This is a genomic window from Desulfonema magnum, from assembly GCF_017377395.1.
In the GTDB taxonomy this organism is placed as follows: Bacteria; Desulfobacterota; Desulfobacteria; order Desulfobacterales; family 4be13; genus Desulfonema_C; species Desulfonema_C magnum.
This window is the reverse complement of sequence record NZ_CP061800.1, coordinates 4,230,720-4,244,474: the sequence shown is the minus strand read 5'-3', so window position 1 is coordinate 4,244,474 and position 13,755 is coordinate 4,230,720. Positions and strand designations below refer to the sequence as shown.

Genomic DNA, 13,755 nt, shown 5'->3' with positions numbered 1-13,755 from the left:
ATTAAATAACTTTCCCATTTTAATTTATTGGAATTGCACGATAATTCCATTTGGGTAAAATTTTGTCGAATACAATTCGCATTTCTGATTTAAAAGTTTCAGCAACTTTTCGACCGGTTTCATAGACTTTATCAATAACATGGACAAAGACTTTTAAACCTTTTTTGGTATGTGTTTTGGCTATCAGATCAGTCACCACCTCCAAACTTGAAAAGATTACTCCCTGACACGCACGAGTAATATGAGGAAACAGGCGATGTTCGATCGGATTAAATTTGGAACAATAGGGCGGGTAATGAGCGATTCGGATTTCAATCCCGATTTCATCCGCCAGAATTTGTAAATCTTGTTTGAAAAGGTAATGTCGGGAACTGTTGCTGCCGCCACCATCGCACAATATCAAAACTGACGTGGCATTTGGATATATTCGGCAACCGTAACCATACCACCAATGACGGAAACTGTCACAGGCAAATTCACTGGTATCATGACTTGTTCCCACCTGAACATACCCGATATTGAGTCGCAGGTCATAAAAACAATGCGGAATTATGACACCTTCGGCAAAACTTGTAAAATCATGATCGAAAACTTGCAATTCCTCCAGCGTATATAGTCGGCCTTTCCTGTAAAAATTTCCAAGATATTCTTTTTTCTTGGTATCCATGCTGATAACGGGATTACCGGCCTTCCGGTATTCTGATCTGAGTTTCAAAATATTGTCAAACTGAGCGTCGCGATCTGGTACGTTTTTTTTCATAGGTTTGCGTTTCTGAGCTTTACGCAACCGATAGTCATGCTTTTTGAGCAATTGACGGACAATGTTACGACTCACTTTTACTCCGTATTTTTTTTCCAGAGCCTCCGCGATTTCCCACTCCCTCAGATTTGTCCATCGTACCTTTTCATCCATCGGATCTCCTGCTGTATGCTCACGCACCACATTCAAAAACTGCTCGTCTATTTCAGGGTGCTCAGTCAGATACTGTTTGCGTCCGCCACCTTTTTTACGTATTTCAGAAGATTCAGCAGGAGATTTTCCAATTTGTTTTGCTACGATGTGTCCGGGCAGGCCGCTTACTTCGATCGCTCCTTTGCGCACAGTCCGCCTGCTGCAACCCAAGACTTTGGCAATATAATTTTGTCCGCCATGTCCCAATTTCAAAGCTTCAATACCGGCATATCGCCGGCGGTCTTTTTCATTCAGACTCTCATAGTATCGCCGCATGATTTCTTCTACTTCTAAGGAATAGGGTTGCATAATAATCTCCTTTTGATAAAGTGATTTTGAAATACACTTTACAGGATTACGCAATTTTTTAACATATAAAAATCAAAATGGGCATATTATTTCATGCTCATTCCTTAAAATGTGAGTGAAAGTTTAAAGGTCAGTCGAAAAAATATCAACAACAAAATATCAGGAACAGAAGGGATGGGAATCAGAAACAGGGAAAAAAACTGTTCCGGCAATTTCACCAAAATCGTTTAATATTTTTTACCTAATTGTCATGCGAATTCATCATTTGGAATTTGACATTGTATGAAAAACATAATATGAGTTTCAGAAATTTTGTAAGGAGACCGTCGAAGACCTGCGAGGTTTTCAAAACCTCGCAGGTCTCATATCACCGGAGTTTCATGTCACTTCTCTCCGTAAGGGTGGTTCGGACGGATATGTATTTTTTTTAACATGTTAAGAAGGAGATAAAATGATGAAGAAGTATGTGGCAGAATTTATCGGAACGTTTACATTGGTTTTTTTTGGCTGCGGAACAGCCGTGGTAGCCGGCGCTCAGGTCGGTGTGCTCGGCATTGCCTTTGCTTTCGGGTTTGCACTGATTGGCATGGCCTATGGAATCGGCCCGATTTCCGGCTGTCATATTAATCCTGCGGTCAGTCTGGCTGTTTTTATTGCTGACAGAATGAATGCAAAAGACCTGGTCGGTTATATTCTTTCACAATGTGCAGGGGCCATCGTTGCAGCAGGCATTCTGGCAATGCTTGTCAAAGGTCAGTTAGCCGGTTATGATATCGGCTCCGGTGGTCTGGGACAAAATGGCTGGGGGCAAGGATATCTGGGGGCTTATGGTTTAAGTTCAGCCATCCTTTTTGAGCTTATTGCAACATTTTTATTTTGTGTGGTTATCTTAGGTTCAACTCAGGAAGGCGCGCCTTCCCAGATCGCAGGGCTTGCTATCGGTATTACACTGGTCGTCATTCATATTTTTGGCATTCAGATAACAGGTGTATCTGTGAATCCTGCCAGAAGCTTAGGACCTGCTTTGTTTGCCGGAACAAAGGCAATTGCCCAGGTCTGGTTATTTCTGATTGTGCCAAGCATAGGAGGAGCTTTGGCAGGAGTTTTATTTCGTTCAAAGGTGTTAGAAAAGTAGTACCTGATCGCAATGAATTCGACGAGTGAAAGACCTGCGAGGTTTTTAAAACCTCGCTAGGTCTGACATTCGAATCTCCCGTCAGATTTTATTTGGTCATGTAGTACCTTACCGAGATAATTATGACGGGTCGGACCGCCCGCCAAAGACCTGCGAACTTTTCAAAACCTCGCAGGTCCGGCATTCGAATCACCCGTCAGATTTTATCTGATCATGTAGTATAAAAGCTGTCAGTTTTCAGCAATTCGTGGTCAGCTAGACAATGTCTGACAAAGTGAATTCTGACAACTGATAATTGACAATCAGCAGATGGAAAATTCAGTATCCTCATTCCCGTGGTTCGTGTCTCGGATAACTGGTACAGGCTTTAAGAAAAAGATTATCCGGAGTGCCAAACTTGCAGTTTGGCAGAAGCGTCCGCGCTGTATTCCCGCCCAAAGCGTGGGAATGAGGTGGCCGAAGTTTTTTCTGTCTTGTGACAATTCACAACTGAAACTTATCAACTGACAACATTCCGGAATTTTGAATATGCTGAAATCAAAGATAATATTGATTGGAATCATCGGCTGTTTTATCTGTCTTTCACCGTTTTTCAACGAATTTGTGTTGGCTCAGGAAACAGAACCGGAACAACCTGATGAGGTTAACGAAGAGGAAATAAAAGAAAACAGACACATTGAGACGCTTGATATGATTCTTCAGGACATCAATGAGTTCAACAAGGACATCAAAAGTAAAGAAAGAGAACTCAGGTCTGCCAAAACAAAAGAAGAAAAACTCAGAATCCGAGAAGAAATCAGCAACTTCACTGACGAGCTGGACATTCTCGAGCAAAATTTTAATAAAATTGCAACCAGTATTGATGTATCTGTTTTTGAAGAAAAGCCTCAGAAAGAGTTCAAATGGGAGGAAGAAGTTTCAGAGCTTTTACGGCCGGTGGTTCAGGAGATTAAGGGAATGACGGCCGGACCTCGGCAGACTGAAAAACTTCGCAGAGATATGACGTATTACGAGACCAGGCTTCCCATTATAAAAAAAGCGGTTAAAAATATTGAAACGCTCATGACTCAGGTCGAAAGCAAAAAGCTCAGAAAACAGTTGAAACATCTGAAAAAAAGCTGGACAGACAAAGAACAGCAGTTTTCTAATCAGCTGGCTGTGGCCAGGTTGCAACTGGAAGAACTGGCTAAGGCGAGAAAGCCTTTTTGGGAATCTGCTCAGACAATTTTAAAGCTTTTTTTTAAAAGCCGTGGAAAGAATCTTTTTTTCGCCTTAGTGTCATTTTTATCTGTTTTTCTGATACTTCGTCTGATTCATCGGGGAATTTACAAATTCAGCCCCATCCATAAGGCAGAAGAACGTCCGTTCTATGTTCGGTTATGTGATGTCTTTTATCACCTTCTGACCGGCGCCGGGTCCGTATTCGCATTTCTGGCTGTGCTTTATACTTACGGAGACTGGGTTCTTCTGACACTTGCTGTTTTTTTTATTTTGGGTTTTGTATGGACTGCCAAAGAGAATTTTTCACGTTTTTGGGAAGAAATCAAACTTTTGTTAAACCTGGGTTCTGTGAGGGAGAATGAGCGTCTGATCTATCAGGGAGTTCCCTGGAAGGTGAATTCTTTAAATCTTTACACTGAATTGGAAAACCCGGTGTTAAAAAACAAAATCAAGCTTTCGCTGAGGGAACTCACAACATTAAATTCATACCCTTATCAAAAAAATGATCCGTGGTTTCCCTGTAAAGAAAACGACTGGGTGATTTTGGCTGATGAAACACGAGGTCAGGTGATCAGTCAGAGCCATGATATGGTTCGGCTTTGTCTTCGAGGCGAAAGTTACAAAACTTATCTTACAGGAGATTTTCTGAGTTTAAGTCCGCATAATATTTCTGAAAAATTCCGTCTGAAAGTCACTTTCGGGATTGACTACAGACATCAGGCCATATGTACCAGTGAAGTGCCTGAGATGTTAGGTAAATTTGTGGAGGAAAAACTTAGGGACGCGGGGTACGGAGATGACCTTATCAGTCTCAGAGTTGATTTCAAATCAGCCGCTGCCTCTTCTTTGGATTTTGAAATCATCGCTGATTTTTCCGGAAGGGTGGCTGAATTTTATCAAAGGCTTAACCGAAATATACAATCTTTCGCTGTTGACGCCTGTAACGCTTACGGCTGGGAAATACCTTTTACACAGATTACCCTCCACAATGCGGAAGGTCCGGGCGAGGGGTGAGGGGCCAGGGGCTAAAGTAGCCCTGTATTATGGAACTGAAAGGATTTGTTTTATGTTCAGGTTAATTTATTTTGTTATCATTGCTGCCACGCTGATTATATCAGGCTGTGGCGGCACGGAAAGCATTCCGGAAAAAGGAAATACAAAAAATGAAAGCTTCATAAAGGCAAAGAACTTGTTGCTTAATCAGGTTTATAACAATCACAGGGTCACGTTTTATTGCGGGTGTAATTTTACCAAAAATAAGAAAGTCCGATGCAAAACAGGCGAAGGAGAAAGAGCCAGGCGTATAGAATGGGAACATATCGTACCCGCGTCTCAGTTCGGGCGGACATTCGACTCCTGGAAAAAATACACGCCGTTGAAATGCCGGATTCCTTCCTTTATACGGAAATTATTTTCAATAAAATGCAAAGTACTCGGGGGAAGGGAAAATGCCAGGCGTGTGTCAAAACTCTATCGGCTGATGGAATCCGACATGTATAATCTTGCCCCGGCAATCGGCCTGATCAATCAGCGACGGCTGAATTATCCCTACCGAATTATTCCGGGTGAGAAAAGAGAATTCGGAAACTGTGACTTTGAGGTCTCAAAAAAAACAGCAGAGCCTTCTCCGCATGTCAGAGGGGATATCGCCAGGACATACTTTTATATGAATGAGGTTTATCCGGGACGAAACATCATGTCCGAGGCTGAAAAACGGGAGTTTCAGATGTGGGATAAGGAAGATCCGGTGGATGAGTGGGAATGCGAACGGTGTAAAAAGATAGAAAGTCTTCAGGGCAACATTAATTCGTTTGTCAAAAAACCGTGCCAGAAAAAAGGGTTTGCGTTCTGATTTAGACGGCCTGGTTCTGATTACGCGATCATCAGGTTCTTTTTTCTCATTCCTGCGAAAGCAGGAATGACAGACTTTTGTCGAAATCGGCTTCGGAAAACCTGATCATCGAGTGACTTTGGCCAGGTATGACTTGGATTAAGCCGTCTGAAAATGTCACTTTTTGCCACTATTTTTTACCCGGTTTTGTTCCCATCTTTCCGTTTTTTGTTCCCGCTCCCTTCGACAGGCTCAGGGATCAGGGACAAAAAACGGAAACCCGATCCAAAAATGCACTGAGCCAAAAATGTACCCTGAGCCTGTATCCGAAGACCTGCGGAATTTCGAAAACCTCGCAGGATTTATGCCAGATTTACACCTGAAAATTTATGTTCGGTTACTTAGGGATTTCCCCAAAAATAAAATACCCGGAAATGTAGAAATGTAGGGTGGGTGGAGCGAAGCGGAACCCACCCTGCATTTTTTGTATCGGGTATTTTATTTATTTCGAGTTCCCTTACCCTGTTGAAGATTCATTCCTAAGTACCTGAACAAAAATTTTTTATAGCTCTTTTTTCCTCAAACTGCGGGGAAACCCGGCTTTTTTCATCGCTGCTGAGAGCAAGTTCGTCCCATTGGAATATTTGAAAACAACCTGGCAATTCACCGCCCGGGGAGAGAAAAAATGTTTTTTTTTAAAAAGGCAGTTGCGCCGTTTTTTTTACCGATTCCCATTTGTCTCACGATGTTGTTACTGGGGATGTATTTCCTTTGCTTCACGACAAAACAGAAGCATGGGAAAATTTTCATAGTTATTGGAATATGTGTTCTTTATTTACTGAGTTGCAGGATTGTATCCCATACACTCCTCGGACCGCTTGAAAAAAAATATTCCCCTTATGACATGAAAACTTCTGTAAGATTTGTCGTTGTCCTCGGGGGCGGCCATGTGCTTAATCCCCAAATTCCCCTGGCCAGCCAGCTCACCAGTCCCAGCCTGGTTCGTCTGACAGAGGGAATTCGGATATACCATAAAAATCCGGGGACCAGGCTTGTTTTTACAGGTAAGGACGTTTCAATGCTTATGGCAAATGTCGCAAAATCTCTCGGAGTTGATGAAAATGATATCATTATTGAAAACAGATCCAAAGACACAAAAGATGAAGCAAAAAACGTAAAAATAATCGTTCATGAGAAACCATTTGCCCTGGTCACTTCTGCTTCGCATATGCCCCGGTCCGTGGCTTTATTTAAAAAACAGGGCATGAACCCTGTTCCCGCTTCCGTTCATCATCTGGTTAAAAAAGATGAGGTGACGTTCAGTTCATTTTTTCCAAATGCAAATGAATTGTATAAATCGCAAAACGCTTTTTATGAATACATGGGGCTGATTTGGGCAAAGTTAAGAGGGCAAATATGAGTGGCTGACATAAGGGAAATTAACGGTTTCTGTTTCTAAATGATTTGTTGAACAAAAGAAGAAATATAACGCTGTTCAGCGCAACGGAACATTCTGATTATAAGCATGGAACAACCGATTATCCAAGTAAAAAATTTTGTTGCACAATACGGGGATGCCCGTATTATTGACAATATCAGCTTTGATGTTTATAAAGGTGAGATTTTTGTCATTTTGGGAGGGAGCGGATGTGGAAAAAGCACGTTGCTCAGACATCTGATCGGGCTGAACAAACCCTTTTCAGGCAGCATTTTTATTGACGGAAATGATATTGGCTCATGTGATGATGTGACATTTCATAATACCTTACGAAAAATAGGTGTCTTGTTTCAAAGCGGTGCGCTTATCGGCTCCATGACCCTCGGGGAAAATGTGGCACTTCCCATTGCGGAATATTCTGATCTTCCCCCGGACGCCATTGCCAATCTTGTGAGGATGAAACTGGGCATGGTGGGTCTGGCGAGTTATGAACATCATCTGCCGGCCCAGATCAGCGGCGGGATGAAAAAAAGGGCCGGACTTGCCAGAGCTTTGGCACTGAATCCCAAGATTTTGTTTCTTGACGAGCCTTCGGCCGGACTTGATCCTGTCACATCCGCGGAAATAGATGAACTGATTTTACAGCTCAACAAAATTATCGGAACAACCATGGTGATCGTCACCCATGAACTCGCAAGCATCTTCACCGTTGCCCAGCGGGTCATCATGCTGGATAAAAGCACAAAAGGAATCATTGCCGAGGGAGACCCCAAAAAGCTTAAAGATCACAGTGATCATCCTTTTGTGAGAAAGTTTTTTAACAGAATCAGTGTTTAATTTTTTGAAAAAATCAGCAAAGATTAATCACCTGAAAACCAAATACCAACAACACAATGGCCTCAAATAAAACCGCATTTGCAGTGGGTCTGTTTATGATTGTCGGACTTGCCATCGCCGTTACCGCTATTATATGGCTCGGGATGTCCAATTATTTTGAAAAAGGGCAAAATTATGTCGCGTATTTTGATGAATCCGTGCAGGGACTGGACAGGGATTCTCCGGTAAAATACAGAGGTGTTGCCATCGGTCGGGTGAAAAGCGTGGGCGTGGCTCCGGACGGAACCCTGATTGAAGTCATACTGACAATAGAAGAAGAGATGCAGCTTGAATCAGATATGTACGCGCAGCTCAAATCCGTTGGAATTACAGGCATTATGTTTATTGAAATTGACCGAAAAAAGGAAGGGGAACCGGATTATCATCCTCCCATAAGCTTTTATACGGAATATCCTATTGTCGTTGTAAAACCATCTGGTATCAAAATGCTCATGGACGGCATGGATGAGGTACTTGATCTTGTCAGTGAATTAGATACAAAAGGGATTTCTCACAGGCTGAAAAGAAGCGTTGACAGAATAAACCAGATATTTGAAGATGCGGAGGTAAAGGGGTTGTCATCGGATATCCGGTCATCCCTGGCAAAAATTGACAAAATTTTGGAACCTGAAAAATGGGACAGAATTATCAGTTCCCTTGAAAAGACCAGCGAATCTTTAAATAGTCTTGCCCAAAACGCCAATCAGACGGTCTCTGACCTCAATAAAAATATGAACAAGCTGTCGGCAAATGCAAACAAGACAATTTCCAGCATAAATAATACCGTCAACGGAATCGGAAAAATTGTCTCAGACAATGAAAAGCGTCTTAATAAAGCAGCTGCCAGTTTGGAAAGCTCAATGGAAAATGCGGATATTTTCCTGGACCAGGGAACCCGTCTGATAAAAAATTCAGAGGTCAGATTTTCCACCTTGCAGCGTCATCTGCTTGTCACCCTTCAGAATCTTGAAAAAGCAAGTGAAAATTTAGATAATTTTGTTGACACAATTTCTGATCAGCCTTCCCAACTGATTTTCGGGCATCCGATTCCGTCCAAAAAAATTGAAGACTGAAAATCCGAGATTGAAGAAAAATGTTTCAGGTAGCGAGGATATTCCAATGAATCATTCTGAAAAAATATTTTTTTTATTCGTTTTCGTTGTTCTGTCTCTGGCAGGATGTCTGAATCTTAAAGAGACAGCCCAAAAGATAAACTATTATTCTCTTGAATATGATCCTCCTGTTGTCCGAAACTGGAAACTGGAAACTGGAAACTCGACAATTCCAAATTCCAAATCCCAAATCCCAAATCCCAAATCGCCTCCCCTTCCTTTTGTGATAAGGGTGGAACGCTTTCAGGCGGCACCTTTTTATGATACAAATAAAATTGTCTTTAAAGAAGGCGCTTTTAAGAGAGACACATATATTTATCATAAATGGTGGGCTAAACCCGGGGATATTGTCAGCTATTTTTTGGCAAGAGATATAAAAGCATCCGGGCTCTTCGAAGCGGTGTTTGCTTTTGATAAAAGCCTGTCCTGCTCCCATCTGATCGAGGGGACGGTTGATGAATTTTTCGAGCAGGATGAGGCGGATTCATGGCAGGCTGTTTTAGCTGTCAGTATCACTTTGATGGCGGAAAACGAACCCGATATAAGCAAAAAAATTCTTTTGCAGAAAAAATACAATGCAAAAGAATTGTGTGCCCAAAAAAATCCCAGACATCTCGCCGAAGCCATGGGAAAAGCCTTGTCAAAGATTTCTGAAAAAATAATAACTGATATCCACAATTGTTTGTCTTTCAGATCGCAAAAAACAAAGAGCAAATGACAATAAACACTCATGAAAAAGCCGGGTTTTTCACCATATGCATCAGGCTAAGATTACAACCTACTGTTTTTATTAACTCTGATTTTGCCGGACGGGGTTTGCAACCCCGTCCGGAATATTTTCCGGATCGCCGCCCGCAAACGTTTCGGACGGGGTTGCAAACCCCGTCCGGCAGCCTTCACAAAGAACAAATGACAAATAAATCTCAATATCCAAAAAACAAATTCCAAATAAATTATAAATCACAATGACCGGAATTCAGTCTTATCTGAAATTCGGAATTTATCTGAATTTTTGTTTTGGTTGGTTCGGCAGGGTACCAAAAGCAGAAAACCCATGCGCCTGAATACTCTCTTCGCCCCATTGACTTATCTCACCATTTTGTTTTACAATTTATTTTTATCGGAAAGTTCGGAGTTCCGCGTCCGGGCGATCCTCGTGAAAGCAGAGAGACGCCTCTGACATGCCTGAGCGCCTCAAACGGGAGTGAACTTTTTTGATCTGCTGATTCTGGTTGATCAGGAATGATGAAAAAGATGATTCTGACAATAATGAATGACGAGTGACAAATATGAGCCGTTTTGCTTATCTCACATCACGTTTTGCCATAAAGACGCTTTCCAAAATTTCAAAAGCCAGGATAAATATTCATGGGAAAGAGAATATTCCTGAAAATGCCTCTGTTATTTTTGTGATCAATCATTTTACCCGGATAGAAACCCTTATAATGCCTTATTATATCCATCATCTGACAGGGATTCCGGTATGGTCTCTTGCGGATTACGAGCTTTTCAAAGGCGCTCTGGGGGTTTATCTCGACAAAGTGGGCGCGGTTTCCACCAAAAACCCTGACAGAGATCTGATCATCGTAAAAAGTCTGCTGACCGGAGAAGCTCACTGGATTATTTTCCCCGAGGGCCTGATGGTAAAAAATAAAAAGATATTTGAAAAAGGGCGATTTATGATATCGTCTCCCGAAGGCAAACATCGGCCGCATACAGGGGCCGCGACGCTGGCGCTCAGAACGGAATTCTATCGGCAGCGCCTGCACAATATGGGAACAGAATGGCCTGATGAAGCAAACCGTCTGTTAACGCTTTTTAAAATAGATTCAATTGAATCTGTGCTTGAGAAATCCACATATATTGTTCCGGTGAATCTGACTTATTATCCCATAAGGGCACGGGAAAATATCCTCAACAAGCTTGCCGAAAATCTTGTCGAAGATATTTCAGAACGCGCAACAGAGGAGATTATGACCGAAGGTGCCATGCTTCTTTCCGGAGTGGATATAGATATACGTTTTGGTGAACCGATTCGGATCCGTGATTTCTTATGCAACACGGTTATCGAAAAAGATATCTCAGGCGCAATGTGTGAGATAAATTTTGATGACCCCATTCCGTCCAGACAAATCATGCGGAGGGCGGCAATGGATATTATGGAACGTTATATGTCATCTATTTACAGCATGACCACGGTAAACCACGATCACCTTTTTGCGTCCCTTCTCAGGCTGATGCCATTTAAAAAAATTGATCCGCATGATCTGAGGCGAAGGGTATTTCTTGCCGCGACCCGGAACCTTCATAAGAAGGTCTCCAGCCATCATACAAGTCTCGATGCCAATCAGATTCCGCTTCTCACGGACGACCGTTATAACAAGTTCAAAGAGTTTATTACAATCGCTCTGGAAAAGGGCGTTGTAAAAACGGAAGAAAATATGCTGATAAAGGATGCATCCAAATTCTCTTCTGTTTTTGATTTTCATCGGATGCGCGTTGACAACCCGATTCTGGTGATGGCCAACGAGGTGGAACCCCTGATATCACTTCAGCGTGTGATGCGCGGTCTTGCATGGCAGCCTGCTTTCCGAATAAGACACAAGATATCTGAGTATTTAAAAAATAAGGAACTTATTGATTTTGAAAAAGATTATGAAATGTTTTATATTGAAGGAGAATCAAAAAGCAAACATGTGGGAAGACCTTTTCTCCTCCGGGGAGCTTCCAGGGAGACAGGGGTGCTTCTTGTTCACGGATATATGGCAGCCCCTCTTGAGGTAACAGGGCTGGCAAAATATCTTGCCCAGAGAGGCTTATGGGTTTACTGTCCCCGCTTAAAGGGACATGGCACATCTCCTGATGATCTTGCCAACAGAACATACAGGGACTGGGTGGAATCTGTTGATACGGGTTATGCGATTATGAGCAATATTTGTAAACAGGTTATCGTGGGGGGCTTTTCCACGGGCGCGGCCCTGGCGCTTGATCTTGCGGCCAGAATCGGTGATATAAAAGGAGGGTTTGCTGTCTGCCCGCCGCTGCGGTTTCAGGATCTCGCCGCAAAATTTGCTCCGGCAGTGGATGCGTGGAACCGTCTCATGAGCGCGGTTAACCTTGACGGAGCTAAAAAAGAATTTGTTGAGAACACTCCTGAAAATCCTCATATCAATTATTTCCGAAATCCGATTTCAGGTGTAAAGGAAATTGAGGAACTGATGGATGAACTTGAACCCAAACTGCCTGCCATAGAAATTCCTGCGCTTGTCATCCAATCTTTTAAAGATCCGGTCGTCAATTATAAAGGTTCAAGACGAATATTCCAGCTTCTGGGTTCGGAAGATAAACAATATATCTTATATAATTTTGCCCGCCACGGAATACTTTTAGGTGAAGGGTCTCACCGTGTTTACGAAGCCATTTGGAATTTTATTAAACAATTATAGTCTATTGAACAGATATCAGAATAATGTCTTTTAATATCTTTTGTGATATTCTTATACTCAGCAGATTGAAAAGTTTTTGGGCTGTCACAGGGCGGACGGGGGAGAGACCCGGGTTTTTCTGGCGAGGGGGGTGCCCCGCATATGCATCAGGCTAAGATCGTAACTCATTGTTTTTATTAACCCGTGATCTGCCGGACGGGGTTTGCAACCCCGTCCGAAATATTTTCCGACCCCCGAAAACAAACGTTTCGGACGGGGTTGCAAACCCCGTCCGGCAGTCTTAGCCTGATGCATATGGGGTGCCCCGTCCTGAAAAAAAAGCCGGGAGTCTTTGCCGCGCCGCGCACAGTCCGGAAACTTTTCGATCTGCTGATAAGTACCTGAGCAAAAATTTTTTATACATCTTTTTTTCCGCGAACGGGGGAGAAACCCGGCTTTTTCCGTCACAGGCGGCGGGTCATTCCGGGAAAAAAAGCCGGCTTTCTTTTCAGGGGAAATATCGAAAACTTATGGTTAGGTACTTACTATTCCGTTTTGCTTTTGTCCTGTTGTGGTATCAGGAATGCTTTTTTGTATCTCGCAGCACATGTGCTTTCTGATATAACTTTCTGATATAGTTAAAGATTAAAAATAACTGGCAGATATGGCCGCACCGGAAAGGAAAACATTGACTTATGAAGAATATGTTACTGGAGAAACCAGATTATAAGATTGAAAAAACACGGTATGGAACCTGGCGTCGTCACCTTTCTGTGAGCGGACTTTACTTTGCTGAATTCACATCCCATCGTGTGTTATTCGGTCTCCCATTGTTTCATTATACCCGGGGGATATGTCCTGAGACTGGCAGACGTATCATTGCCAAGGGGATTGTGGCAGTGGGAAGGATTGCGGCCGGTGGTATCGCCATAGGCCAGGCTTCATTCGGACTGATCGCTGTGGGTCAGCTTGCAGCCGGCATTTTGTTCGGGCTCGGACAGGGATGTAGCGGCATGTTTGCGCTCGGACAATTGGCAATTGGTTTTATCCTTGGTATCGGACAGATATCCACAGGGATTGTCGCAATCGGACAGATTGCGATTGGGAAATATGTCCTGGCTCAGACGGGGTTGGGGCAGCATATTTGGACTCAGAAAGTTACTGACCCTCAGGCCGTCAGATTCTTTAAAACATTTCTGAGCTGGCTAAGACCCTGAATGTCAAAATCCGACTGTTTTGCTCTTAAATCCGACTTCAGTATCATAAAATATTTTTTAATTTCAATAGATTAGATTTTTTAACGATTTTTTAAAAACAATCTGAAATAATAAATATATTTTAAAAAAGCAATATTGTATATCAGGAAAATCCCCATTTTATCAGGAAAATTTTTTAAAATTTTAGCATCCTTTATTTATCAGTTTGCACTCTGCCACAGAAAAATTTTGCAGATTGT

At 42.5% G+C, this 13,755-nt stretch carries 10 protein-coding genes; 9 read left to right on the top strand and 1 reads right to left on the bottom strand.

Features of this window, described 5'->3' with window-relative positions:
- Positions 1 to 19: 19 nt before the first annotated feature.
- Entirely contained in the window at positions 20 to 1,261 is a 1,242-nt protein-coding gene (locus dnm_RS16380) for an ISAzo13 family transposase (RefSeq protein ID WP_246555998.1), read from the bottom strand.
- Between the two features lie 451 nt (positions 1,262 to 1,712).
- Between dnm_RS16380 and dnm_RS16375 the strand changes: the two genes are divergently transcribed.
- The 9 genes from dnm_RS16375 (at position 1,713) to dnm_RS16335 (ending at position 13,516) form a co-directional block, all read left to right on the top strand.
- Entirely contained in the window at positions 1,713 to 2,396 is a 684-nt protein-coding gene (locus dnm_RS16375) for an aquaporin (protein WP_219739691.1), read from the top strand.
- A gap of 528 nt (positions 2,397 to 2,924) precedes the next feature.
- Complete coding sequence (locus dnm_RS16370) at positions 2,925 to 4,631, top strand: hypothetical protein (RefSeq protein WP_207677991.1); 1,707 nt, start codon at positions 2,925 to 2,927, stop codon at positions 4,629 to 4,631.
- A gap of 52 nt (positions 4,632 to 4,683) precedes the next feature.
- Positions 4,684 to 5,469, top strand: a complete 786-nt coding sequence (locus dnm_RS16365; protein ID WP_207677990.1) for an endonuclease — start codon at positions 4,684 to 4,686, stop codon at positions 5,467 to 5,469.
- Positions 5,470 to 6,133: 664 nt separating this feature from the next.
- Positions 6,134 to 6,868: an envelope biogenesis factor ElyC gene (gene elyC / locus dnm_RS16360; protein WP_207677989.1), complete on the top strand. Its 735-nt coding sequence runs from the start codon at positions 6,134 to 6,136 to the stop codon at positions 6,866 to 6,868.
- A gap of 105 nt (positions 6,869 to 6,973) precedes the next feature.
- Positions 6,974 to 7,723: an ABC transporter ATP-binding protein gene (locus dnm_RS16355; protein WP_207677988.1), complete on the top strand. Its 750-nt coding sequence runs from the start codon at positions 6,974 to 6,976 to the stop codon at positions 7,721 to 7,723.
- Between the two features lie 56 nt (positions 7,724 to 7,779).
- Positions 7,780 to 8,835 (top strand): MlaD family protein, encoded by a 1,056-nt coding sequence (locus tag dnm_RS16350; RefSeq protein WP_207677987.1) that lies wholly within the window; start codon positions 7,780 to 7,782, stop codon positions 8,833 to 8,835.
- Positions 8,836 to 8,881: 46 nt separating this feature from the next.
- A complete protein-coding gene (locus dnm_RS16345) occupies positions 8,882 to 9,592 on the top strand; it encodes an ABC-type transport auxiliary lipoprotein family protein (RefSeq protein ID WP_207677986.1) in 711 nt (236 codons plus the stop codon).
- Between the two features lie 571 nt (positions 9,593 to 10,163).
- Positions 10,164 to 12,320 carry an alpha/beta fold hydrolase gene (locus tag dnm_RS16340; RefSeq protein ID WP_207677985.1) on the top strand — a complete coding sequence of 719 codons (2,157 nt, stop codon included), beginning with the start codon at positions 10,164 to 10,166 and terminating at the stop codon, positions 12,318 to 12,320.
- A 674-nt stretch (positions 12,321 to 12,994) separates the two neighbouring features.
- Positions 12,995 to 13,516: a hypothetical protein gene (locus dnm_RS16335; protein ID WP_207677984.1), complete on the top strand. Its 522-nt coding sequence runs from the start codon at positions 12,995 to 12,997 to the stop codon at positions 13,514 to 13,516.
- Positions 13,517 to 13,755 lie beyond the last annotated feature (239 nt).

What these genes read in the sequence shown, in the direction of transcription:
- dnm_RS16380 (WP_246555998.1), bottom strand. Translation starts at nt 1,261, where the DNA reads ATGCAACCCTATTCCTTAGAAGTAGAAGAAATCATGCGGCGATACTAT.
- dnm_RS16375 (WP_219739691.1), top strand. Translation starts at nt 1,713, where the DNA reads ATGATGAAGAAGTATGTGGCAGAATTTATCGGAACGTTTACATTGGTT.
- dnm_RS16370 (WP_207677991.1), top strand. Translation starts at nt 2,925, where the DNA reads ATGCTGAAATCAAAGATAATATTGATTGGAATCATCGGCTGTTTTATC.
- dnm_RS16365 (WP_207677990.1), top strand. Translation starts at nt 4,684, where the DNA reads ATGTTCAGGTTAATTTATTTTGTTATCATTGCTGCCACGCTGATTATA.
- elyC (WP_207677989.1), top strand. Translation starts at nt 6,134, where the DNA reads ATGTTTTTTTTTAAAAAGGCAGTTGCGCCGTTTTTTTTACCGATTCCC.
- dnm_RS16355 (WP_207677988.1), top strand. Translation starts at nt 6,974, where the DNA reads ATGGAACAACCGATTATCCAAGTAAAAAATTTTGTTGCACAATACGGG.
- dnm_RS16350 (WP_207677987.1), top strand. Translation starts at nt 7,780, where the DNA reads ATGGCCTCAAATAAAACCGCATTTGCAGTGGGTCTGTTTATGATTGTC.
- dnm_RS16345 (WP_207677986.1), top strand. Translation starts at nt 8,882, where the DNA reads ATGAATCATTCTGAAAAAATATTTTTTTTATTCGTTTTCGTTGTTCTG.
- dnm_RS16340 (WP_207677985.1), top strand. Translation starts at nt 10,164, where the DNA reads ATGAGCCGTTTTGCTTATCTCACATCACGTTTTGCCATAAAGACGCTT.
- dnm_RS16335 (WP_207677984.1), top strand. Translation starts at nt 12,995, where the DNA reads ATGAAGAATATGTTACTGGAGAAACCAGATTATAAGATTGAAAAAACA.